The organism is Amycolatopsis sp. cmx-8-4 (genome assembly GCF_046548675.1).
Lineage (GTDB): Bacteria > Actinomycetota > Actinomycetes > Mycobacteriales > Pseudonocardiaceae > Amycolatopsis.
Map to the genome: position 1 here is coordinate 74,125 of NZ_JAEBDZ010000009.1, position 21,787 is coordinate 95,911.

General features: G+C 70.0%; 23 protein-coding genes and 3 tRNA genes. 9 read left to right on the top strand and 17 right to left on the bottom strand.

The window, feature by feature from the left end; genetic code table 11:
- Positions 1-3: 3 nt before the first annotated feature.
- From ACLJQZ_RS20590 to rplJ, 4 genes are all read right to left on the bottom strand, one after another.
- Entirely contained in the window at positions 4-798 is a 795-nt protein-coding gene (locus tag ACLJQZ_RS20590) for an MlaE family ABC transporter permease (RefSeq protein ID WP_410621561.1), read from the bottom strand.
- Positions 795-1,997: an ABC transporter ATP-binding protein gene (locus ACLJQZ_RS20595; RefSeq protein WP_410621562.1), complete on the bottom strand. Its 1,203-nt coding sequence runs from the start codon at positions 1,995-1,997 to the stop codon at positions 795-797. Before ACLJQZ_RS20595 ends, ACLJQZ_RS20590 begins: the two co-directional genes overlap by 4 nt.
- Positions 1,998-2,372: 375 nt before the next feature.
- Positions 2,373-2,753 carry a 50S ribosomal protein L7/L12 gene (gene rplL / locus ACLJQZ_RS20600; RefSeq protein WP_326945998.1) on the bottom strand — a complete coding sequence of 127 codons (381 nt, stop codon included), beginning with the start codon at positions 2,751-2,753 and terminating at the stop codon, positions 2,373-2,375.
- Positions 2,754-2,807: 54 nt separating this feature from the next.
- Positions 2,808-3,362, bottom strand: a complete 555-nt coding sequence (rplJ, locus tag ACLJQZ_RS20605) for a 50S ribosomal protein L10 (RefSeq protein ID WP_247060478.1) — start codon at positions 3,360-3,362, stop codon at positions 2,808-2,810.
- 315 nt (positions 3,363-3,677) lie between these two features.
- On the opposite strand from rplJ, the gene ACLJQZ_RS20610 reads away from it, so the two are divergent.
- Complete coding sequence (locus ACLJQZ_RS20610; RefSeq protein ID WP_410621563.1) at positions 3,678-4,562, top strand: hypothetical protein; 885 nt, start codon at positions 3,678-3,680, stop codon at positions 4,560-4,562.
- Here the strand turns inward: ACLJQZ_RS20610 and ACLJQZ_RS20615 are convergent.
- The 6 genes from ACLJQZ_RS20615 to ACLJQZ_RS20640 form a co-directional block, all read right to left on the bottom strand.
- Positions 4,559-5,332 (bottom strand): alpha/beta fold hydrolase, encoded by a 774-nt coding sequence (locus ACLJQZ_RS20615; RefSeq protein ID WP_410621564.1) that lies wholly within the window; start codon positions 5,330-5,332, stop codon positions 4,559-4,561. The two genes, ACLJQZ_RS20610 and ACLJQZ_RS20615, sit on opposite strands and share 4 nt — an antisense overlap.
- A 70-nt stretch (positions 5,333-5,402) precedes the next feature.
- Positions 5,403-6,122: a 50S ribosomal protein L1 gene (gene rplA / locus ACLJQZ_RS20620; RefSeq protein WP_326945995.1), complete on the bottom strand. Its 720-nt coding sequence runs from the start codon at positions 6,120-6,122 to the stop codon at positions 5,403-5,405.
- 195 nt (positions 6,123-6,317) lie between these two features.
- On the bottom strand, positions 6,318-6,749 hold the full coding sequence (gene rplK, locus ACLJQZ_RS20625; RefSeq protein ID WP_155548843.1) for a 50S ribosomal protein L11: 432 nt from the start codon (positions 6,747-6,749) through the stop codon (positions 6,318-6,320).
- Between the two features lie 73 nt (positions 6,750-6,822).
- Positions 6,823-7,683, bottom strand: coding sequence for a transcription termination/antitermination protein NusG (nusG, locus tag ACLJQZ_RS20630; RefSeq protein WP_410621565.1), 861 nt, complete (start codon positions 7,681-7,683; stop codon positions 6,823-6,825).
- Between the two features lie 74 nt (positions 7,684-7,757).
- Positions 7,758-8,195: a preprotein translocase subunit SecE gene (gene secE, locus ACLJQZ_RS20635; protein ID WP_247060469.1), complete on the bottom strand. Its 438-nt coding sequence runs from the start codon at positions 8,193-8,195 to the stop codon at positions 7,758-7,760.
- Positions 8,196-8,221: 26 nt separating this feature from the next.
- Positions 8,222-8,294 (bottom strand) — tRNA-Trp (locus tag ACLJQZ_RS20640).
- A gap of 271 nt (positions 8,295-8,565) precedes the next feature.
- On the opposite strand from ACLJQZ_RS20640, the gene ACLJQZ_RS20645 reads away from it, so the two are divergent.
- Positions 8,566-9,459 carry a TIGR03619 family F420-dependent LLM class oxidoreductase gene (locus ACLJQZ_RS20645; protein ID WP_410621813.1) on the top strand — a complete coding sequence of 298 codons (894 nt, stop codon included), beginning with the start codon at positions 8,566-8,568 and terminating at the stop codon, positions 9,457-9,459.
- Between the two features lie 41 nt (positions 9,460-9,500).
- On the opposite strand, the gene ACLJQZ_RS20650 is transcribed toward ACLJQZ_RS20645, so the two are convergent.
- Positions 9,501-9,716 (bottom strand): hypothetical protein, encoded by a 216-nt coding sequence (locus ACLJQZ_RS20650; protein ID WP_326945992.1) that lies wholly within the window; start codon positions 9,714-9,716, stop codon positions 9,501-9,503.
- Between the two features lie 136 nt (positions 9,717-9,852).
- Between ACLJQZ_RS20650 and ACLJQZ_RS20655 the strand changes: the two genes are divergently transcribed.
- From ACLJQZ_RS20655 to ACLJQZ_RS20665, 3 genes are all read left to right on the top strand, one after another.
- On the top strand, positions 9,853-10,203 hold the full coding sequence (locus tag ACLJQZ_RS20655) for a GntR family transcriptional regulator (RefSeq protein ID WP_410621566.1): 351 nt from the start codon (positions 9,853-9,855) through the stop codon (positions 10,201-10,203).
- Between the two features lie 624 nt (positions 10,204-10,827).
- Complete coding sequence (locus ACLJQZ_RS20660; RefSeq protein WP_410621567.1) at positions 10,828-11,160, top strand: hypothetical protein; 333 nt, start codon at positions 10,828-10,830, stop codon at positions 11,158-11,160.
- A gap of 35 nt (positions 11,161-11,195) precedes the next feature.
- Positions 11,196-12,101: an SGNH/GDSL hydrolase family protein gene (locus ACLJQZ_RS20665; protein WP_410621568.1), complete on the top strand. Its 906-nt coding sequence runs from the start codon at positions 11,196-11,198 to the stop codon at positions 12,099-12,101.
- A 3-nt stretch (positions 12,102-12,104) separates the two neighbouring features.
- On the opposite strand, the gene ACLJQZ_RS20670 is transcribed toward ACLJQZ_RS20665, so the two are convergent.
- The 6 genes from ACLJQZ_RS20670 to ACLJQZ_RS20695 all read right to left on the bottom strand — a co-directional run bounded on the left by ACLJQZ_RS20670 (position 12,105) and on the right by ACLJQZ_RS20695 (position 16,163).
- Positions 12,105-12,503, bottom strand: coding sequence for a MaoC family dehydratase (locus ACLJQZ_RS20670; protein WP_247060461.1), 399 nt, complete (start codon positions 12,501-12,503; stop codon positions 12,105-12,107).
- Positions 12,500-12,949: a MaoC family dehydratase N-terminal domain-containing protein gene (locus ACLJQZ_RS20675; RefSeq protein ID WP_410621569.1), complete on the bottom strand. Its 450-nt coding sequence runs from the start codon at positions 12,947-12,949 to the stop codon at positions 12,500-12,502. Before ACLJQZ_RS20675 ends, ACLJQZ_RS20670 begins: the two co-directional genes overlap by 4 nt.
- Before the next feature lie 78 nt (positions 12,950-13,027).
- A complete protein-coding gene (gene rpmG, locus ACLJQZ_RS20680) occupies positions 13,028-13,192 on the bottom strand; it encodes a 50S ribosomal protein L33 (RefSeq protein ID WP_005152047.1) in 165 nt (54 codons plus the stop codon).
- A 50-nt stretch (positions 13,193-13,242) separates the two neighbouring features.
- Positions 13,243-13,315 (bottom strand) — tRNA-Met (locus tag ACLJQZ_RS20685).
- Positions 13,316-13,364: 49 nt separating this feature from the next.
- A tRNA-Thr gene (locus tag ACLJQZ_RS20690) sits at positions 13,365-13,437 on the bottom strand.
- Positions 13,438-13,517: 80 nt separating this feature from the next.
- A complete protein-coding gene (locus tag ACLJQZ_RS20695) occupies positions 13,518-16,163 on the bottom strand; it encodes a putative bifunctional diguanylate cyclase/phosphodiesterase (protein ID WP_410621570.1) in 2,646 nt (881 codons plus the stop codon).
- 240 nt (positions 16,164-16,403) lie between these two features.
- On the opposite strand from ACLJQZ_RS20695, the gene ACLJQZ_RS20700 reads away from it, so the two are divergent.
- The 4 genes from ACLJQZ_RS20700 (at position 16,404) to lon (ending at position 21,753) form a co-directional block, all read left to right on the top strand.
- Positions 16,404-17,342 carry a GNAT family N-acetyltransferase gene (locus ACLJQZ_RS20700; RefSeq protein ID WP_410621571.1) on the top strand — a complete coding sequence of 313 codons (939 nt, stop codon included), beginning with the start codon at positions 16,404-16,406 and terminating at the stop codon, positions 17,340-17,342.
- 72 nt (positions 17,343-17,414) lie between these two features.
- Positions 17,415-18,266 carry an SAM-dependent methyltransferase gene (locus ACLJQZ_RS20705; RefSeq protein ID WP_410621572.1) on the top strand — a complete coding sequence of 284 codons (852 nt, stop codon included), beginning with the start codon at positions 17,415-17,417 and terminating at the stop codon, positions 18,264-18,266.
- A complete protein-coding gene (locus ACLJQZ_RS20710; protein WP_410621573.1) occupies positions 18,263-19,111 on the top strand; it encodes an SAM-dependent methyltransferase in 849 nt (282 codons plus the stop codon). The genes ACLJQZ_RS20705 and ACLJQZ_RS20710 overlap by 4 nt, the downstream gene beginning before the upstream one ends.
- A 239-nt stretch (positions 19,112-19,350) precedes the next feature.
- Positions 19,351-21,753 (top strand): endopeptidase La, encoded by a 2,403-nt coding sequence (lon, locus tag ACLJQZ_RS20715; RefSeq protein ID WP_410621574.1) that lies wholly within the window; start codon positions 19,351-19,353, stop codon positions 21,751-21,753.
- Positions 21,754-21,787 lie beyond the last annotated feature (34 nt).

The following is a 21,787-nucleotide window of genomic DNA, read 5'->3' on the forward strand; positions in this document are numbered from 1 at the left end:
GCGCTAGTCCAGCTTTCCGGGCACGATCTGCAGGTAGATCAGGGTGATCACGAAGTTCACGACGAACAGCATGAGGAACGTGATGACCACCGACTGGTTCACCGCGTCCCCGACGCCCTTGGGGCCGCCGGTGGGGTTGAGACCCCGGTAGGACGCGACGACGGCGGCGATGAACCCGAAGATCAGCGCCTTCAGTTCACCGACCCACAGGTCGGGCAGCTGGGCCAGGGCGGAGAAGCTCGCCAGGTACGCACCCGGCGTCCCGCCCTGCAGCACGACGTTGAAGAAGTAGCCGCCCAGCACGCCGATGACGCTGACCATGCCGTTGAGCAGCAGCGCGACGAGCATCATCGCGAGGGTGCGCGGGACGATCAGCCGCTGCACGGCGGAGACGCCCAGCACCTCCATCGCGGCGATCTCTTCGCGGATGGTCCGGGCGCCGATGTCGGCGCAGACGGCCGAGCCGCCCGCGCCCGCCACCAGCAGCGCGGTGACCAGCGGGCTGGCCTGCTGCACGGTGGCGAGCACGGAGCCCGCGCCGGTGTAGGACTGCGCGCCCAGCTGGCGGGCGAGCGAACCGAACTGCAGCGAGATGACCGCGCCGAAGGGGATGGCCACGAGAGCCGTCGGCAGGATCGTCACGCTCGCGATGAACCAGGCCTGCTGGATGAACTCCCGCAGCTGGAACGGGCGCTGGAAGATGCCACGAACGATGTCGAGGCCGAGGGCGAACAGGTTCCCGGTTTCGCGGAGGATGCCGACCCCGGGGATCTTCGCCTGTGAAGCGGGAGAGCTCACCTGCCACCTGGCCCGTTGTTCGGCGGCGGGGGCATCCGGTGCGAGCCACCGGGTCTCGGCTGCTGGCCGCCGGGAATCCGGGCGACCTGGTCGGCGGGCAGCTGGCCGTGGTGCTGGTTCGGGACGCCGTCACCCTGGCGCGCGCCGGCCGGGACCTGCTGCTGTTGCTGCTGCTGGGCCTGCGCCACCTGCCGCGGGCTGACGCGGTAGTGGCGCTGCTCCTCGGGGCTCAGCGAGGCGATGATGCTCTGCTGCGCGGCGTCCGGCAGCCGGTGCATGATCTCCATGACCCGGTCCTTGCGGCGGACCGCGCCCATCCGGGTCGGCACCCCCGGCGTCGTCTGCATCTGCGGCGGCACGCCGGTGACGTCCTCGACGCCGCCCGCGTGGTGCCCGGCGTCGAACATCGCCTGCTCGGCGGCCATCTGCGCGGAGTCCTTCTCCTCGGACATGCCGATCGGACCCTGCATCTTGCCGTTGAGGAACTGCTTGACGACCGGCTCTTCGCTGGTCAGCAGCACCTCGCGCGGGCCGAACATGACCAGTTCCTTGCGGAAGAGCATGCCCAGGTTGTCCGGCACGGTCCGGGCCAGGTTGATGTTGTGCGTGACGATCAGGAACGTCGCGTCGATCTGCGCGTTGACGTCGAGGAACAGCTGCGAGATGTAGGTGGTGCGGACCGGGTCGAGGCCGGAGTCCGGCTCGTCGACGAGAATGATCTCGGGGTCCAGCACGAGCGCGCGGGCCAGGCCGGCGCGCTTGCGCATGCCGCCCGAGATCTCGCCCGGCAGCTTCTTGTCGGCGCCGGCGAGACCGGTCATCTCGAGCTTCTCGCGGACGATCTGCCGGATCTCGGTCTCGGACTTCTTCGTGTGCTCCCGCAGCGGGAACGCGACGTTGTCGTAGAGGTTCATCGAGCCGAACAGCGCGCCGTCCTGGAAGAGGACGCCGAAGAGCTTCCGGATCTCGTAGAGCTTGTGCTCGGAGCAGGTGACGATGTCCACCCCGTTGATCACGCAGCGGCCGCGATCCGGCTTGAGCAGCCCGATCATCGACTTGAGGAACACCGACTTACCGGTTCCCGACGGGCCGAGCATCGCCGACACCTCGCCCGGAGGCAGCGTCAACGTGACGTCCCGCCAGATGGCCTGCTTACCGAAGGACTTCGTCAGACCTTCGATGACCACCTCGGCACCCATCGCACCTCCAGGAGCTGTTCCGCGTCATTGCGCCCGCTGCCACACCCATGCCACCCCACGTCGGCGGCGAGTGTGGGCCTCCGGGCCCCGAGAACCCGCGTCAACCAGGTGCAACGAGCTGAGTGCGAACAGGTTACTCACGAGTTTTCTTTTCTGGCCAGCCCCGACGGCATCGTCACCCCGCCGTGATCGGCAACTAGCGGCAACTTAGTCGACGGAATGCGTGGTCGCAGGGCAACCGAGCCCCGAACCCACGATTTAGGGACCCCGGGGCCGACCGGACACCACTCCTAGGGGATCGCACAGCGAAGGGGCGGGCACCCAGTGGGTGCCCGCCCCTTCACGAGGTGGTGCAAGGCGCTTGCGCGCCCGGGATCACTTGATGGAGATCTTGGCGCCCGCAGCCTCGAGCTTCTCCTTGGCGGCCTCGGCGGCCTCCTTGTCGACCTTCTCCAGGAGGGCCTTGGGAGCGGCCTCGACCAGCTCCTTGGCCTCCTTCAGGCCCAGACCCGAGACGACCTCGCGGACGACCTTGATGACCTGGATCTTCTTGTCGCCCGCGCCCTCGAGGACGACGTCGAACTCGTCCTGCTCCTCGACCGGGGCGGCAGCGGCGGCGACCGGCGCGGCGGCCGCGGCCGGGGCGGCGGCGGTGACGTCGAAGGTCTCCTCGAACTCCTTCACGAACTCGGACAGCTCGAGGAGGGTGAGCTCCTTGAAAGCGTCGATCAGCTCGGCGGTGCTCAGCTTCGCCATGATGGCTTCCTCTCAGAAAAACGAACTAAGAAAACGTTCGGGATGGGGGGTGGATCAGCTCTCGGCGGGTGCTTCGGCTGCTTCGGTACCGGTGGCGTTGCGCTGCTTCTCCTCCAGCGCGGCAGCCAGGCGGGCGACCTGGGACGCCGGCGCCTGGAACAGCGCGGCGGCCTGGGACAGCTTCGCCTTGAACGCGCCCGCCGCCTTGGCGAGCAGGACCTCACGGCTGTCGAGATCGGCGATCTTGTTGATCTCGTCCACGGACAGCGCTTTGCCGTCCATGTAGCCGCCCTTGATCACAAGCGCGTTGTTGTCCTTCGCGAAGTCGCGAAGCGCCTTGGCGGCGTCGACCGCTTCACCCTCGACGAAGGCGATGGCGGTCGCGCCGACGAACAGGTCTTCGAGCCCCGTGACGCCGGCGTCCTCAGCGGCCCGCTTGACGAGGGTGTTCTTCGCGACCCGGTACTTGGCACTGGTGCCGAGAGCGCGGCGCAGCTGAGACAGCTGGGACACGGAGAGGCCGGTGTACTGGGTAACGACGGTGGCCGAGCTGCTGCGGAAGCTCTCCGCGATCTCGGCGACGGCCGCCACCTTGTCGGGCTTCGCCATGGTCGCCTCCTCTCTTGGCTAGTGTTTCCACTGGCCCGAAGAGCCCCCGAAACGACAAAACGCCCTCGCGCAACAGGCGCGGGGCGTTGATGGGCACACGAGTGTGTCCGGCCTCGTTCCTCCTGCGCGGGCCGCCCGGCGATGCGGGGCCTTCGTTCCTCGTGTCCGTGGGGGCACTCGGATAACCAGCGGTCTTCGGTAGAACTATCGGGAACTATACCCTGCGGGTTTGACACCCTTTGTTCGCCCCTCCTCTGACCTGCGTTTAGGGCGGCTGGGGGTTCCTTCGCGTGCTCCGGAGGGCATCATGGTCACGTGGCGGAGCAGCGTGATGACGGAAAGCCGGGCGCGGAAGTCGAACCGGCGGGCTCGAACACGCCCGCTACTCCACCTTCCCCGCCGCCGGTCGATCCGGCGGAGCTGGAGCAGTTCCGCCAGTTCCAGCAGTTCCAGGACTACCTGAGGTTCACCCAGACCCAGCAGGGCAACCAGCCGGCACCGCCTCCCGACGCCGGAGTGGTCCAGGCGCCCCAGGGCTACCCGGCCACGCAGTACTCAGGCGGCGGTCAGCCCCCGCTCCCGCCGGGCCCGTCACACGAGCTCGTCCCGGCCGAACGGCGCCGACGTCCCGCGCCGAAGTGGCTGACGTGGCTGGGCAAGAAGATCATCGCGTGGGTACTGGCGTTCGTGGTGCTGGTGGTAGCGGGAACGTGGCTGTACAACCACTACTTCCCCAGCGACAAAGGCGAGGACACACAGACGTTCGTGCAGCACGGAGGGGGCAAGTACCACACCAACCAGAGCCTGCCCACCGACCCGTTCCAAGCGGTACGCGGGATCTACGACGCGATCGGCAAGCCGGATTCACCGGAAAGCAAGGTCGACCACGTCTGCCTCCTGATGAGCAACGAGGCCCAGCTGCAGTTCGGCCGCGACCTCGGTTACCCGGACTGCGCTTCGGCCGTACCGGCCTTGAGCAGCAAGGTCACGGACATGAACTCCTACATCTACGCCGTGCGGCCCATCTCCAGCATGCTGATCCAAAGCCCGATGACCATTCACTCGTGCTGGTACAGCGTCCAGGGCGGACCGCTTCTGGGAAGCTTCACGCTCACCAAGGTGGAGCTGGGGCAGTGGCTGATCACCGGTCATTCCAACGACCCGGCCACGTGCCCGGCTCCCCCGACAGGGAATCGCTAGCGCGGGTGCGGGGCCGACAGGAACGACACCAAGGCCTCTGAGAACGCCGGTGCCATGACCGCCGTCATGTGGTCGCCCGGGATTCGGACCAGGCGCGCTCCGGCGATCGCCGCCGCCAGACGTTCGGGTTCCGCGGCCAAGATGTCCTGGTCGCCCGCCAGTACCAGTGTCGGGACGCCGATGGCCGACAGGTCCACCACTCCCTCGCGCGACGCCAGTGCCACCGCCGCCAGGGCCTGGCGGTCGCCGCCCACTGCGTCGGCCAGTAGGCGGAAGGGGACTCCGGATGGTGGGACCGTTGCCGGGTCCTCCGCCAGCAGGGCCGAGGCGATGTCGGCCGGCTTGACGACGCGGAGGTCCACGCCGCCGAAGTCGACGATGCCTGAGCCCACTCCGCCCGTCGCGAGGCGGCGGATGCGCTTGTCCGCCGCCGTTGCCGCCAGGGCGATGATCGCGCCCATCGAGTAGCCGACCATCGAGACCTCGTCGAGGGCCAATTCGTCCAGCAGCGCGGAGACGTCGCGGGCCATGGTCTTCTCGGTGTAGCGGGACTCGTCGTGGGGCTTCTCGGAACGGCCGTGGCCGCGGGCGTCGAGGGAGATGACCGTGAGACCGGCCTTGCGCAGGGCGGCGACGACGCCGGTGGAGATCCAGTTCGCGTTCGTGTCGGCGGCGAAACCGTGCTGCAGCAGCACCGGGCGGGCGGTGCCGTCGCCCTCCCACACGGTGTAGTTCAGCTGGAGCCCGTCGAACGACGCGAAAGTCGGCATGACGTCCATGAGACACGAAGAAAGGGCGCCCCCGCAGCAAGCGGGAGCGCCCTTTCCGGTGATGTCCGACTCAGACGTTCGCGTCCTCGGAGAGGAGGTTGCGAGTCCGCAGCGGGTCGACCGGGATGCCCGGGCCCATCGTCGTGGCGAAGGTGACCTTCTTCAGGTAACGGCCCTTGGCCGACGACGGCTTGGCGCGGAGGATCTCGTCCAGTGCCGCCGCGTAGTTCTCGACCAGCTTCTCGGTGTCGAAGGAAGCCTTGCCGATCACCAGGTGCAGGTTGGCCTGCTTGTCGACGCGGAAGTTGATCTTTCCGCCCTTGATGTCCTGGACCGCCTTGGTGACCGCGGGGGTCACGGTGCCGGTCTTCGGGTTCGGCATCAGGCCACGCGGGCCGAGGATGCGGGCGATGCGGCCCACCTTGGCCATCTGGTCCGGCGTCGCGATCGCGGCGTCGAAGTCGAGCCAGCCACCTTGGATGCGCTCGATCAGCTCGTCGGTGCCGACCGCGTCGGCGCCGGCGGCTTCGGCCTCGGCGGCCTTGTCGCCGACCGCGAAGACGATGACGCGGGCGGTCTTACCGGTGCCGTGCGGCAGGTTCACGGTGCCGCGGACCATCTGGTCGGCCTTGCGCGGGTCCACACCGAGACGCATCGCGACCTCGACGGTCGCGTCCATCTTGGTCTTGGAGGTTTCCTTCGCCAGCTTCGCGGCGTCGAGAGGCGCGTACAGCCGCGCCTTGTCGATCAGCTCCGCAGCCTGGCGGTAAGCCTTGCTGTGCTTGGTCATGCTTCTGTCCTCTTACTATTAATTCGTATTATTAAGACAGCGTGGTCCGAGCCAGCACGGGCTCTCCCACTAGAGCTAGCGCGAAATCGCGCCGATTTCTGGACTGAGCGATTCGATCGGCCCCTCGGGCCGAGCGGATCGGGAGGGAAGAAGTCGGCTTAGGGCGATTTCGCCGCCTCGACGAAGTCGAGGCAATTAAACGACCGTGATGCCCATGGAGCGGGCGGTGCCGGCGATGATCTTCGCCGCCTGGTCGATGTCGTGCGCGTTGAGGTCGGACTCCTTGGTCTTGGCGATCTCGCGGACCTGGTCCCAGGTGACCTTGGCGACCTTGGTCTTGTGCGGCTCGCCGGAGCCCTTCTCGACACCAGCGGCCTTGAGCAGCAGGCGTGCGGCCGGCGGCGTCTTCAGCTTGAAGTCGAACGACCGGTCCTCGTACACGGAGATCTCGACCGGGACGACGTCCCCACGCTGCGACTCGGTCGCGGCGTTGTAGGCCTTGCAGAACTCCATGATGTTGACGCCGTGCTGGCCCAGAGCCGGGCCGACCGGCGGAGCGGGGTTGGCCGCGCCCGCCTTGATCTGCAGCTTGATGATCGCCGCAAGCTTCTTCTTCTTGGGTGGCATTTCTTTTCCTGTCCTGTACTACGTTCCCCGCGTACCTGCCGTGGACGTGGGGACTGCGACCGCGCGGCGGCCGTCAGATCTTGGAGACCTGCGTGAACGACAGCTCGACCGGGGTCTCCCGGCCGAAGATCGACACCAGGACCTTCAGCTTCTGCCCGTCGACGTTGACCTCGGAGATCGTCGCCGGCAGGGTCGCGAACGGGCCGTCCATGACCGTGACCGACTCGCCGATCTCGAAGTCGACCTCGACGGCCGGGCCGCCGAGCGGGGCCGAGGCCGAGCCGGACTCGCCCTTGCCGCCCTTCGCCGGGGCTTCGTTCTCGACCTTCGGGGCGAGGAACTTCAGCACCTCGTCCACGGTCAGCGGAGACGGCCGCGAGGTGGCGCCGACGAACCCGGTGACACCCGGCGTGTTGCGCACCGCGCTCCACGAGGCGTCGTTCAGGTCCATCCGGACCAGGATGTAGCCGGGCAGCACCTTGCGCTGCACCTGCTTGCGCTGGCCGTTCTTGATCTCGGTGACCTCTTCGGTCGGGACCTCGATCTGGAAGATGTAGTCCTCGACGTCCAGCGTCGTGGTGCGGGTCTCGAGGTTGGTCTTCACCTTGTTCTCGTACCCGGCGTAGGAGTGCACGACGTACCACTCGCCCGGCGCGGCCACCAGCTCGGCGCGCAGCGTGGCGACCGGGTCGTCGTCCGCCGCGGCGGGCTCGGCTTCGGCGTCATCGCTCTCGGCGGCGTCGTCCGCCACCTCGGCGGTTTCGGCGTCTGTGGAGTCGGCTTCCTCGGAGGCGGCTTCGTCAACCTCTTCGGCTTCGGGCACGTCGACGGGTTCCAGGTGCGCGGACTCCTCGTCACCGAGTGCCGCGTGCACCTGCTCGTCGGAAAGCTCGGTCAGCTCGTGACCGGCTGCTGTGCCGTTGTCGGAGGTCACGTTCCGTCCTCTCAGTTGATCATTGCCGGGGTCAGGCCGGGACCTGAAGCCCCATCGGCGCGCGCCGGGGCGCGTCAGCCGAATACGTGGCCGATGCCCCACTTGAACAGCAGGTCCAGGCCACTCACCAGGGCCACCATGAACACCACGAAGACCAGCACGACCGCGGTGTAGGTGACCATCTGCTTGCGGTTGGGCCAGATGACCTTGCGCAGTTCCGCCCACACCTCGCGGACGAAGCGCACCAGCCGCGCGAACACGGAGGCCTTTTTCGGCTTCTGGTCCCGCTTCGGGGTCGGAGCGCCCTTCGCGTCGGCGGACTTCTCCCCCGACTTCCCGGCCGGCCGCGCCTTGTCGTCCGCACGTGCCGCGGACTTGCCCGCCGGACGAGCGGTCGCGCGGCGTTCACGCCTGGCAGCGGCTGTGACCGGGCGGGACTGGCTCTCGGGCTTCGACCCGGTGCCGTCCTGCTCCTGCTCGCCGCCGCTGGCGTCGCTGTCGCTCACGACCACTCCTTCGCTCCACCAGTTCCGTTACGCAGGGGTGACAGGACTTGAACCTGCAACCTGCGGTTTTGGAGACCGCTGCTCTGCCAATTGAGCTACACCCCTGTGAGGTCCCGATCGCTCGGGGCCCCCGTGGACGCCTTCCAGCATCCCCACCATCCAGGCGGGGATGACCGTAGTGCTTTCCAAGTCCCGAAGTCTACGGCAACCCCCGGGAGAGCCCGCAACCGCGCCCCCCGAGCGACCGCCGAACCCCGGTCGGCCTGCGGAAAACCTCCCGCCGGCCACACGATCATGCCAGGATGTCCGCCATGACGAGCATCCCCTGCTCCCGGGCAACGCCGCCACGTCCGTCCGTCGTGGACCGGTGAGCGGGATGCGGCTCGGGCTGGCGCTCCCGCAGTACGGCAACCTGGCCGACCCGGCCGCCGTCGCCGGCTTCGCGACCGCCGCCGAGGACGTCGGCTTCCGGTCGCTGTGGGTCGGCGACCGGATCCTGGCGCCGCTCGAGCCGTCGGACCTCTACCCGGGCGGCGGGACGCCGGAGCACCCGTACCCGAAGGAGTTCGAGACCTTCGCCGACCCGTTCACGACGCTGGCCACCGCGGCCGCCGTGACGCGGACCGCGCGCCTCGGGATGAGCGCCCTGACCGGCCCGGTCTACTCCCCGGTGCTGCTCGCCCGGGCCCTTACCTCGCTCGATCTCGCCAGTTCGGGCCGGCTGGACGTCGGCCTCGGGCTCGGCTGGCTGCGCGAGGAGTACTTCGCCGCCGGCGTGCCGTGGGAGGGCCGCGGCAAGCGGCTCGACGACGTCCTCGACGCGCTCGAGGCCCTGTGGACCGGCGACCCGGCGGCCCACGAAGGGCCGCAGTGGCGGATCGCGCCCTCGACGGTGGGCCTGCGCCCGGCCCAGGACCCGCGGCCGCCGGTCCTGCTCGGCGGGTTCTCGCCGCCGGCGCTGGCCCGCGTCGGCCGCCGCGCGGACGGCTGGCTGGCCGGCTGGATGCCCCAGCAGTACCTGAAGGGCCTCTGGGCGGTCGCGGTCGAAGCGGCCGAGAAGGCCGGCCGCGACCCGGGCACGCTGCGCCGGGTGCTGCGGATCAACCCCCGGGCGGGCACCGCCGTCGAGACGGTCCAGGACGTCCTGCCCTGCCTGGACGTGGCCGACGACGAGGGCATCACCGAGGTCCTGGTCGACCTGCACTACGTCGCCAAGGACGTCGACCACGCCCTGGACCTCGCCGGAGAGCTGCTCACGGCGGTGGGCTGAGACGCCCCCGGGAGCCGCCGGAACGGCCCCGGGGAACGCGCTCAGGCCTCGCTGTCGGCGAGCGTGGCGAGCGCCTGCGCCTTGGCCGCGAACTTCCAGTTGGCGAGGTCGCGGATCGTCTTGATCTTCAGCTCGGCGAGCAGCTCGTCGTGCTTCGGCGTGAGCCCCTCGAGCGCGGACGGCGGGGCGTCCAGCAGCTCCTTGATCGACTTGTCCTCGTAAGCCTTGTCGACGAGCTTGTTCAGGTTCAGGGCCACAGCGCTTGCCTGCCTTTCTCGGTTCGACTTGTTCAGCGGGGCCCACCCTCGCTGTGATCCTCGTCGCACGCAAGTGTCGATCCCTCGTTCAGGTTCACCCATCCAAAGGCCAGTTAGTTCTAGTACAGTTAGAACTATGCTCGTACGGATCGATCCGAGTTCGACCGTCCCGCTCTTCGAACAGGTGGCGGGTTCCCTCCGCCGCGCCCTCGCCGCGGGCAACCCGGCGCAGGGCGACCAGCTGCCGCCGGCCCGCGAGCTGGCGACGTCGCTCGAGATCAACGTCCACACCGTGCTGCGGGCGTACGCGCTGCTACGCGACGAAGGCCTCATCGACCTGCGAAGACGGCGTGGTGCCGTCGTGCTCGGCGGCGCGCCGTCGCGGGCGCGGCTCACCGAACTGGTCGCGGACGTCGTCGACGAGGCGAAGCGTGCGGGCGTCGGCCTGGACGAGCTCACCGGGGTGATCAAGGAGAAGTACACATGACCAAGCTGATCCGGGTCCTGATCGCGACGGCCGTGCTGCCGGGCGCGGTACTGGCCGTCGTCGCCGTCCTCGCGAACGCGTGGCGGGACCGGCTGCCCGACCCCATCGCGACGCACTGGAACGACGGGCCGGACAACGCCAACTCCCTCGGGCTGTTCGTCACCGTGTGCCTGGCGCTCGGCGCGGTCGTGACCGTGCTCGTGGTCGTCATCGCCGTCGTCGGGCTGCGCAACGGCCGCCCGCTGCCGCGCCTGGCCGTCGGGATGGGCGCCGGGCTCGCCGTGATGCCGTCCGCCGTCCTCCTGTCGACGCTCGCGCTGAACCTCGACGCGCCGGACTGGCACGCGGCACGAGGGGGCGCCCTGGTCCTGCTCTTCCTGCTGGGCGTGGCCGGGCTCGGCGTCGTGGCCGGGTTCGTCGGCGGCCTGCCCACGCCGGCTCGCGAGCACCGGACCGGGGCGAACCGGCCGAGCGTCGGGCTCCGGCCGGGGCAGCGGGCGTTCTGGTCGGGCCGGGCGGCCAACCCGGCGATGCTCTGGGCACTGCTGGCGATCCCCGGCGATCGCGTTCCTGCCCGCCGGGCTCCCGTGGCCGACGGCCGTCTGGATCGGCTTCGTCGGCGCGGTGGTCGCGGCGTTGACGTACCGGCTGCGGGCGAAGGTGGACGGCACGGGCGTGACGATCCGCTTCGGCCTCCTCGGCTTCCCGTGGCGGCACCTCGAACTGAGCGACATCCGCGAGGCTGCCGTGCGCGAGCTGACGACGTTCGGCGACGGCGGGCTCGGCCTGCGCTTCAACGCGGTCACCGGCACGACGGCGTACAAGGTGCGCGGCGGCCCGGCGCTGGAGCTGACCTTGGAGAACGGCCGGACCGTGCTGGTGAGCGTCGACGATCCGGAGACCGGCGCCGGCCTGGTGAACGACCTGATCGCGCAGGGCGTCACCCGGATTGACTAGGTGCACCGGCGACGGCGGCCGGTAGAAACGGACTAGTGGCGAAAAAGAGCGGTGGGGGCGGCTGCCTCGTGGTCGTGCTCGTGGCCGGGTTGCTGATCTTCGGGTACTACAAGTGGCAGCACGGCTCGTCCGCGGCGCCCCCGGACGGCGCGGACACCGGCGGCGGCAGCGGCCGCTACGTGGCCCTGGGGGACTCGTACACGTCTTCGCCGCGCACCGGCGGGCAAGCGGGCCAGCCGGCGGGCTGCGAGCGCACGGACGACAACTACCCGCACCTCGTGACGGCCAAGGTGAAGCCGGCCGAGTTCGCCGACGTCAGCTGCGGCGGCGCGACGACCGCGAGCCTGAGCAGCACGCAGAAGACGTCGAACGGCTCGAACCCGCCCCAGCTGGACGCGGTCGACGGGAAGACCACGCTGGTGACGCTCGGCATCGGCGGCAACGACGTCGGCTTCCTGGGGATCGCGCCGTCCTGCGCGACGGCGCACCCGTCGGCGTCACCCTGCAAGGACAAGCTGACCGCGGGCGGGCACGACCAGATCGCCGAGCGGATCGCGAGCACCGCGCCCAAGGTGGGCGCGGTGCTCGACAAGATCCACGCCAAGGCGCCGCAGGCGAAGGTGATCGTGGTCGGCTACCCCACGGTCCTCCCGGACGGCGACGGCTGCTGGCCCGTGCTGCCGTTCGGCTCGGGCGACGTCGCGTACTTCCGCGACGGGCTCGCCAACCTGAACTCGATGCTCGAGGACCAGGCGAAGTCCCACCGCGCGGGCTTCGCCGACACCGCGACGCCCGGCAAGGGCCACGACGTGTGCGCCGACTCGGGCAAGCGCTGGGTGGAGGGCCTGCTGCCGGCCTCGCCCGCCGCGCCGATGCACCCCAACGCGCGCGGCGAGCAGGGCATGGCCGACGTCGTGGTGACCCTGCTGAAGCTGCCTTAGCGGTCAGACGCGGACGAGGACCTGGGGCTTGCCCAGCACGGTCTTGCCGTCGGACTTCACCACGAGGTCGATGCGGGCGATGCCGTCGTCCTGCAGGGCGCCGACCTTGCCGGTGATCTCGACGAGCGCGCCTTCCGGGGTGTTCGGGACGACCACCGGGCGCGTGAAGCGGGCGCTGAAGTCGACCAGGCGGCCCGGGTCGCCGAGCCAGTCCGTCACCACGCGGCCGGACACGGCCATCGTGAGCATGCCGTGCGCGATGACGTCGGGGAGGCCGACGTCCTTCGCGAACGCCTCGTTCCAGTGGATCGGGTTGAAGTCGAGCGCCGCGCCGGCGTAGCGGACCAGCTGGTCGCGGGTGATCCGGACCTCGAGGGCGGGCAGTTCGTCGCCGACGTTCACGCGGCCTCCCCCCGCACCACGAGCTGCGCGCGCGTGGTGGCGATGTGCGCGCCGGCGCTGTCGGTGATCTCGGCACGCAGGTTGATGAAGTCGTTGCCGGCCCGGGCCATGATCCGGTCGATGTGCGTCGTCAGCAGCAGCGTGTCGCCGGCGTGCGCCGGGCGGCTGTAGGAGAACTGCTGGTCGCCGTGCACCATCCGCGAGTAGTCGAGGCCGAGCTCGGGGTCGGTGACGATCGAGTTGATCGAGGCGAGGTTGATGATCGTGAGGAACGTCGGGGGCGCGATGACGTCCGGGTGACCGGCGGCTTTCGCTGCCTCCGGGTCCCGGTAGACCGGGTTCTGGTCGCCGATCGCGTCGGCGAACTCCCGGATCTTCTCCCGGCTCACTTCGTAGCTGGTCTGCGGCGGGTAAACCCGTCCGGTGAACGACTCGTCCAAGGGCACCGGTGGAGGCTACCAACAGCAAGAAGCCGCCCCGGTGATCCAGGGCGGCTTCTTGAAAGCTGGTGAGAACGCGCTACGTCAGCGGGTTTCCTTGTGCGTCCGGTGCGTACCGCAGTTCGGGCAGAACTTCTTCATCTCCAGGCGATCCGGGTTGTTGCGCCGGTTCTTCTTGGTGATGTAGTTGCGGTGCTTGCACTCTTCGCACGCCAGCGTGATCTTGGGTCGCACGTCGGTGGCAGCCACAGCGTTTCCTTCTCTCTCAGGTCCCGGGGCGAGCCCCAGTCGTTACCGCGTAGCGGTGGCCGGACTTGAACCGGCGACACAGCGATTATGAGCCGCTTGCTCTGCCAGCTGAGCTACACCGCCCTGCATGACCCAAGCCGCGACACGCAGGCGTGACGCGGCTGAGGTCGTGAGCCCCTTTACGGAATCGAACCGTAGACCTTCTCCTTACCATGGAGACGCTCTGCCGACTGAGCTAAAGGGGCCTGGCCTCTCGCGAGGACTTGGAAAGATTACCAAGTCCCGTCACCCGGCTGTGCAACCGGGGTCCCCTTCCCGCAAAACCTCAGGTCAGCAGGGTCAGGACGGTCTCGGAGTGGCGACCGGGAGACCGCGCCGTGCGGGCCTGCAGCCACGCCTCCAGGCGGTCCTCCGGCAGCGGCCGCGAGATGAGGTAGCCCTGGGCGACGTCGCAGCCCATCGCCTCCAGCTGATCGCGCGCGACGTCCTCTTCGACGCCTTCCGCGACCACCGTCAGGCCCAGCGAGTGGCCCAGCTCGACGATCGACCGCACCACGGCCAGGTCGCCGAGGTCGGTGCCCATGCCGAGGACGAAGCTCTTGTCGATCTTGACCTGGTCCACCGGCAGCTGCCGCAGGTAGGCCAGCGACGAGTAGCCGGTGCCGAAGTCGTCCACCGCGAGCGTGATGCCCAGCGAGTGCAGCTCGCGCAGGATCGGCAGCGCCTTCTGCGGGTCGGACATCACGCCGGACTCGGTCAGCTCGAACGTCAGCAGCTCGGGCGGGATGCCGACGCGGTCCAGCTCGCGGGCCACCTTGTTCGGGAAGTCCTCGTCGGCCAGGTTGCGCACCGACAGGTTGACCGCCACCGAGATCCGCAGGCCCTCGTCGAGCCACTTGCGGCAGCGCTTCAGCGCCTCGCCGAGCACGAACGACGTCAGCACGCCGATCAGGCCGGCCGCCTCGATGGCCGGGACGAACTCGTCCGGGCCGAGCCTGCCGAACTCCGGGTGCACCCAGCGCACCAGCGCCTCGACGCCGGCCACCTGCCGGTTCGGCAGGGTGATCTTCGGCTGGTAGTGGACGCTGACCTGGCCGTCTTCGAGGGACTGCCGGAACTGCGTGACCATCTGGAAGCGGCGCAGGAAGATCTGGCCCATGCTCGGCACGTAGCCGCGGACCTCCTCACCGCCCTTGGTAGCGCGAACAGCGACGTCGGCGCGCTGCAGCAGGCCTTCGATGTCGACGGCGTCGCCGGCTTCCTCCGCGGACGTCGTCGCGTAGCCGATCATCGCGTTGGCCTCGACCGAAAGCCGGTCCACCGGGTAAGGCGCGGACAGCTCTTCGCGCAGCCGCTCGGCCGCGTGGTGGGCGTCCTCCGGCGGGGTGCCGACGAGCAGCGCCGCGAACGACGCGCCTTCGAGCCGGGCCAGCGGGACGTCGGGGCCCAGCGCGTCGCGGATGCGGCGGCCGGCGGCGATGACCATCCGGTCGGCCCAGGCGTAGCCCAGCGCGTCGGAGACGGTGGAGAAGACGTCGAGGTCGATCCGCAGCACGACGGCGTTCGCGAAGTCCCGCAACGGTTCCTTCGCCACCTGCCGGAAGCCCGGCCGGTTGAGGTGCCCGGTGAGCGGGTCGTGGTAAGCGTCGTGGCGCAGGGTCGCGAGCAGCCGCCGGTTGTCCAGCGACGTCGCGAGGTGGCTGGCCATCGTGCCGAGCAGCTGGACGTCGTACTTGCCGAAGCCGCGCCAGCGGGACAGCCGGTCGTGCGCCTCGACGACGCCGAGCAGCTGGTTCGCGCTGCGCAGCGGGACGACGAGCGCCTCCTGCGCGCCGCGGTCGAGCAGCGCCGTGCGGACGTCGGGGTTGGCCTCGGTGATCCGGAAATGCCGGACGTGCGCGCCGGGCAGGCGCAGCAGCGGGTCGTCGGCGCCCGGGTCGGCGGCCGGCAGGTCGTCGCCCGCGACGACGACGCGCATGGTGTCCTTCGGCTCCAGCCGCAGCCGCAGCACGACGCGGCCGGCGGCGAGCTGGTCCTTGATGCGCTCGGCGATCGTCGCCCACTCGCGGACGTCGACGCCGCCGACGAGCTCGTCCGCGCGGCTGGCCGGGCGCGCCGCGGCCTGCTGGCCGGACCGGGCGACCATCAGGCTGACGTCCGAGAGCGCCTCCATGTCCCGCTGCTCGCGCAGCAGGTCGGAGTAGGCCCAGTAGAGCGCGGTGAGGCCGAGGAAGACGGCGAGCACCAGCGGCCACGCCTTGGGCGTGTTCGAGATGACGAGGTAACCGGAGAGGCCGACCGACGCGTTGACGAACCCGACGACCAGGATCCGCGCGGTGAGCCGGACGGCGGTGCTGACGCGCATCCGGCGGCGCAGCACGCGCACCGCGGCGAGCGCGAGCAGCGTGCTGACGAGCGGCGCGGTCAGCGTGCCGGCGAGCGCGGCGACCCACGGGATCTCGCTGCCCGCACCGGCGCCGACGGCCACCTTCACCAGACCGGCGACCGCGAAGGCGCCGGTGATCTCGAGCAGGAACGCGCCCGCGTTGTAGAGGACGCGGCCGGCGACCTTCCGCGCGAGCAGCGTGCCGATGCCCGCGACCAGGTGCGCGGCCAGCACGACCTCGAACGGCGCGATGAAGAAGCCGATGACGAGCGGGATCTCGGTGAAGGAGATGGTCCACGAGATGCCGCTGCGGACGTCGACGTTGATGCCGAGCTGCTCGGCGAGCAGGAACGCGACCGCGAGGACCGGGCCGATCCACAGCAGCTTGCTGTCCCAGTGGAACGGCAGCCACGAGCCGACCGCGAACGCGGCGACGAGTCCCAGGCTCAGTACCGCGAAGGTGTAGGCGCGGAACCGGCGTTCGTCGGTCCGGGCCTCGGCGGAGGCCACGGGGAGCGGCGCGGTCTCGGGACCGCCCGGCCCGGGCTGCGCCACGGCGTCCCCGTGCGCGTTGGTCTCCGGCATCCGTTCTTCCCTCCCGGATTGCCCACCGGCCCTGATCCGTGACGTCAGGTGTGGACAAGGGCCATACCGTACCCCGTAGGGCGTACTCATGTCCCTTTCGAGACAGTAGGAGATCACCCCAGGGTTAACAATGCCTCGATAGCGCTGACCTGCGTGGACCAAGGGGTGAAACATCAGGTAGCCCCTATCGCCGAGGCACCCTCTACGCATTCCCGGCCGGTTAGCGCTTCAATGTGCCCCATGCACAGCGATGTGATTGCCACCGAGCACGCGACGCGGCTCGCGGCGGTGGACCCCCTCCTCCCCGGCTCTTCCCCCTTCGAGAGCACCGAAAACGCGGTGGTGCTGGACGTCGACCTCGGCGACTCGGCCGCGACCGGGCGCGCGTCCCGCGTCCAGGTGGACCGCGACGCCCCCAACGCGCCGTGGCGCGCGCTCACCGAGCACCGCCTCGACCTCCAGCTGGCGGGCCCGCGGCCGGCCGCCGCGCTCGACGCCATCCTCACCCGATGGGATGAACATCTGCGCGCGGTCGCCGAACCGGGCGACACCGAGACCGCGGCGGTCCTCCCGCGCGCCAGCCGGGACGCCGCCGGCACGCGCGAAATGCTGCACCACGGCTTCGCGCCGCTGCGCGTGGTCGCGGTCCGCCCGGCCGACCGGATGATCCCCGAGGGCCCGCGCGGCACCCCGGGCGTCAAGATCCGCCGGGCCGAGCCCGGCGACCTCGACACCGCGGTGGCGCTGGGGATGGAGCTGCACTCCTTCGACGCCCAGTACGGCACGGTGAACCTGCGCTCGGGCGTCGAGGACATCCTGGCCAAGGACCTCGCCGAGCAGCTCAACCGGCCGGAACCGCCGTTGTGGATCGCCGAGCTGTACGGCCGCGCGCTCGGCATGGTGAACGTCCAGCACCCGGGCGAGACCGGCTGGATCAGCGACCGCGTCAAGGCCGAGCGCGTCGGTTACCTGTCGTCCTTGGCCGTCGCGGAGGCGGCGCGGTCGTCCGGTGTCGGCACCGCGCTGTCGGCCCACGCCCACCAGGTGCTCGACGGGGAGGGCACCGACGTCGTCCTGCTGCACCACGCCGCGGCGAACCCGCTTTCGACGCCGTTCTGGTACGCCCAGGGCTACCGGCCGCTGTGGACGTATTGGCAGCGTCGCCCAGCCGTTCGGTGAACTACTGGCGGATTACCGGTCGCACTCCGTCCTTATAGGCTGGCGCCAGGACTCGAGGGATGGGGAGCCGAAGTGAACGAGCGGGACGCCGCGCCCAGAGCACCCGAGGGCGTCGACACGGAGAAGCCGTCCGCGGCCCGGATCTACGACTGGTACCTCGGCGGTACCCAGAACTGGGCCGTGGACCGCGAGTTCGGGCGGCGCGTGGAACAGCAGTGGCCGCTCGTGCGCCCCGGCTCCAAGCAGAACCGCGAGTTCATGAACCGCGCCGTGCGCGCGGCGCTCAAGGCCGGGATCCGCCAGTTCATCGACCTCGGCTCCGGTGTCCCGACGGCCGGCAACGTCCACGAGGTCGTCGAGGCCGAGCTGCCGGACGAGCACGACGCGACGGTCGTCTACGTCGACTACGAGCCGGTCGCCGTCGCCCACGCGACGCTCATCCTCGAAGAGGAGGCGGCGACCGACTGGGCCGGCATCGTCCAGGCCGACATGCGCGACGCCAAGGCCGTGCTGCGCGCGGACGAGACGAAACGACTCATCGACTTCTCGAAGCCGGTCTGCGTGATGATGATGGCGGTGCTGCACTTCGTCGGCCCGGACGACGACCCGCACGGCCTGCTCAAGGCGTACCGCGACGCGCTCGCGCCGGGCAGCTGGCTGGCGATCTCGCAGATGAGCGAGGGTGACGGCGAAGGCGAGTCGCTGGCCGGGCTGCGGTGGTTCGTCGAGCAGTACCGGAAGACGAGCAACCCGGTGTGGCTGCGCACCCGCGAGGAGATCGAGCCGCTGTTCGGCGACTGGCCGATCCTGGAGCCGGGCATCGTGCACCTGCCGGACTGGCGGCCCGACCGGAAGCTGAACGTCCTGGAAGCCGAAGCCCGCCCGTACGCGTGGTGCGGTATCGCGGAGAAGCCTTTCGGATGAGCGAAGGAGCGCCGATCGCGCCGGCCGGGGTGGACACCGAGAAGCCGTCCGCCGCGCGCGTCTACGACTGGTACCTCGGCGGCAACCACCACTGGGCGGTCGACCGCGAGTTCGGCCGCCGCGTGGAGAAGGTGTGGCCGCTGATCCGGCCGATCTCGCGGCAGAACCGGGCGTTCATGAACCGCGTCGTCTCGGCCGCGATGGACGCCGGCGTCCGGCAGTTCGTCGACCTCGGCTCCGGCGTGCCGACCGCGGGCAACGTGCACGAGATCGTCCGGGAGCTGCTGCCCGACGGTGAACGCGCGTCGGTGGTCTACGTCGACTACGAACCGGTGGCGGCCGCGCATTCGCGGCTGATCCTGGAGAAGGAAGACGCGACGGACTGGGCGGGCCTGGTCGAGCGGGACATCCGGCGGCCCGCGGAGATCTTCGCGGACGACGTCGTGTCGGACCTGATCGACTGGTCGCGGCCGGTGTGCCTGCTGATGATCACGGTGATGCACTTCGTCGGCCCGTCCGACGACCCCGACGGCCTGATGGCGACGTACCGGGCGAAGCTGGCGCCGGGCAGCTGGCTGGCGCTGACGCACGGCACGTGCCGCGACGACGCCCCACCGGCCCGCGCGGCCGAGGTGAAACGATTCATCGACGCCTACCGCGCCACGACGAACCCCGCGTGGCTGCGCACGGCGGAAGAGCTGCTCCCCTGGTTCGGCGGCTGGCCGCTCTTGCCGCCGGGGATGACATCGTTGCCGGACTGGCGTCCCGACGAGCGTCCGACGGTGCTGGATCTGGAGACGCGGCCCTTCGCCTGGTGCGCCGTCGCCCGCCGCCCAAGCCTCTGACCTGCGCTTTCCGCACCGACCGATCGGGCGTGGCCCCAAACGCCCCAATGTGGCGTTGGGTGCATCTGACGCACCCAATGTGGCGTTCGGTGCGTCCAACGCACCCAACGCCACATTGGGGCGCTCTTGACCTTGCTGACCTGCGCTTTCCCTGATCGCTGTGGGCGAACGCACCATCGGAAACAAACACGCCTATCGGAGAGTTGAGCAAGGCAGACTCAACTACCCGAGGAGTGCACATGTCCGACACCCGCCTCCTGCCCGTGCTCCCGCTCGATGACGACGTCGTGCTGCCGGGCATGGTCGTCCCGCTCGACCTCACCGACACCGAGACGCGGGCCGCGGTGGAGTCCGCCCAGGCCGGCACGCCCAGCCAGGCGTCCTTCCCCGGCATCCGGTCGGCCGGCACCGCCAAGGCCGAGGTCCTGATCGTGCCGCGCGTCCACGGTGAGTACGCCGAGTACGGCACCGTCGCGACCGTCGAGCGCATCGGGCGCGTGCCCGGCGGCAAGGCCGCCGTCCTGCTGCGCGGCACCGCCCGCGCGCTCGTCGGCCGGATGGCCGACGGCCCCGGCGCCGCCCGCTGGGTGCACGCCGAGGACGCCCCCGAAACCACTGATGACCAGACCGCGAAGCTCGCGGCCGAGTACAAGGCCGTCGTCATCTCGATCCTCCAGCAGCGCGGCGGCTGGCAGCTGATGGACGCCGTCCAGCAGGTCGAGGACCCGTCCGCGGTCGCCGACCTGTCCGGCAACGCGCCGTACCTCGACACCGACCAGAAGGTCGAGCTGCTCACCACGCTCGACGTCACCGCGCGCCTGGAGAAGGCGCTCGAGTGGAGCAAGGAGCACCTGGCCGAGCTCGAGGTCACCGACACGATCCGCAAGGACGTCTCCGAAGGCATGGAGAAGCAGCAGAAGGAGTTCCTGCTGCGCCGCCAGCTCGAAGCGATCCGCAAGGAGCTGGGCGAGCTCGACGGCAGCACCGACGACACGGACTACCGCGCCCGCGTCGAAGGCGCGGAGCTGCCCGACGCCGTGAAGAAGGCCGCGCTGGCCGAGGTGGACAAGCTGGACCGGACGTCCGAGCAGTCCCCCGAGGGCGGCTGGATCCGCACCTGGCTGGACACCGTCCTGGAGCTGCCCTGGAACGAACGCACCGAGGACGTCTACGACATTGCGGCCGCACGAGCGGTGCTGGACGCCGACCACGCAGGTCTCGACGACGTCAAGGAACGCATCATCGAGTACTTGGCCGTCCGGAAGCGTCGCGCTGAGTCGGGTCTCGGCCCGGTCGGCGGACGTCGATCCGGCGCGGTGCTCGCCCTCGCGGGCCCTCCCGGGGTCGGCAAGACGTCGCTGGGTGAGTCCGTCGCGAAGGCCATGGGCCGCAAGTTCGTCCGGGTCGCCCTCGGCGGCATCCGCGACGAGGCGGAGATCCGCGGCCACCGCCGCACCTACGTCGGCGCGCTGCCCGGCCGGATCGTCCGCGCCATCAAGGAAGCCGGCTCGATGAACCCGGTCGTGCTGCTCGACGAGATCGACAAGATCGGCGCCGACTACCGCGGCGACCCGACCGCGGCGCTGCTCGAAGTGCTGGACCCGGAGCAGAACCACACGTTCCGCGACCACTACCTCGAGGTCGAGCTGGACCTGTCCGACGTCGTGTTCCTGGCGACGGCCAACGCCCTGGAAACCATCCCCGGCCCGCTGCTGGACCGGATGGAGCTGGTGACGCTGGACGGCTACACCGAGCACGAGAAGGTCACCATCGCCCGCGACCACCTGCTCCCCCGCGAGCTGGAGCGCGCCGGCCTGAGCGTTGCCGACGTCAGCCTGACGGACGCCGCGTTCAGCCGGATCGCCGCCGAGTACACCCGCGAGGCGGGCGTGCGCGCCGCGAACCGCACGATCGCGAAGGTGCTGCGCAAGATCGCGACCAAGGTGGCGCTGGACCAGGCCACCCTGCCGCTCACGATCGACGATTCCGACCTTCCGGACTACCTCGGCCGGCCGCGTCACCTGCCGGAGTCGTCGCTGCCCGCGTCGACCCAGCGGACCGCGACCCCCGGCGTGGCCACGGGCCTGGCGGTGACCGGTGCCGGCGGTGACGTCCTCTACATCGAGGCGTCGCTGGCGGACCAGGAGTCCGGCGCGTCCGGGCTGCAGCTGACCGGCCAGCTCGGCGACGTGATGAAGGAGTCCGTCCAGATCGCGCTGTCCTACCTGCGCTCGCACGGCGCGGAGCTGGAACTGCCGGTCGGTGACCTGAAGAACCGCGGCATCCACGTCCACGTGCCGGCCGGCGCGGTCCCGAAGGACGGGCCGTCGGCGGGCGTCACGATGACGACGGCGCTGGCGTCGCTGCTCTCGGGCCGCGTCGTGAAGGCGGACGTCGCGATGACCGGCGAGGTGTCCCTGACCGGCCGCGTCCTCCCGATCGGCGGCGTCAAGCAGAAGCTGCTGGCCGCCCACCGGGCCGGGATGAAGACGGTGATCATCCCGCAGCGCAACGAGCCGGACCTGGACGACGTCCCGGCCGAGGTGCTGTCCCAGCTGGACGTCCACGCGGTGGCGAACGTCCGCGAGGTCCTCGACCTCGCCCTGACCCCGGCTTCGACGCCGGTTGCCCAGGCGGCGTAACCCCGAACGCCGCCACCGAACGGCCGGTTTCCCT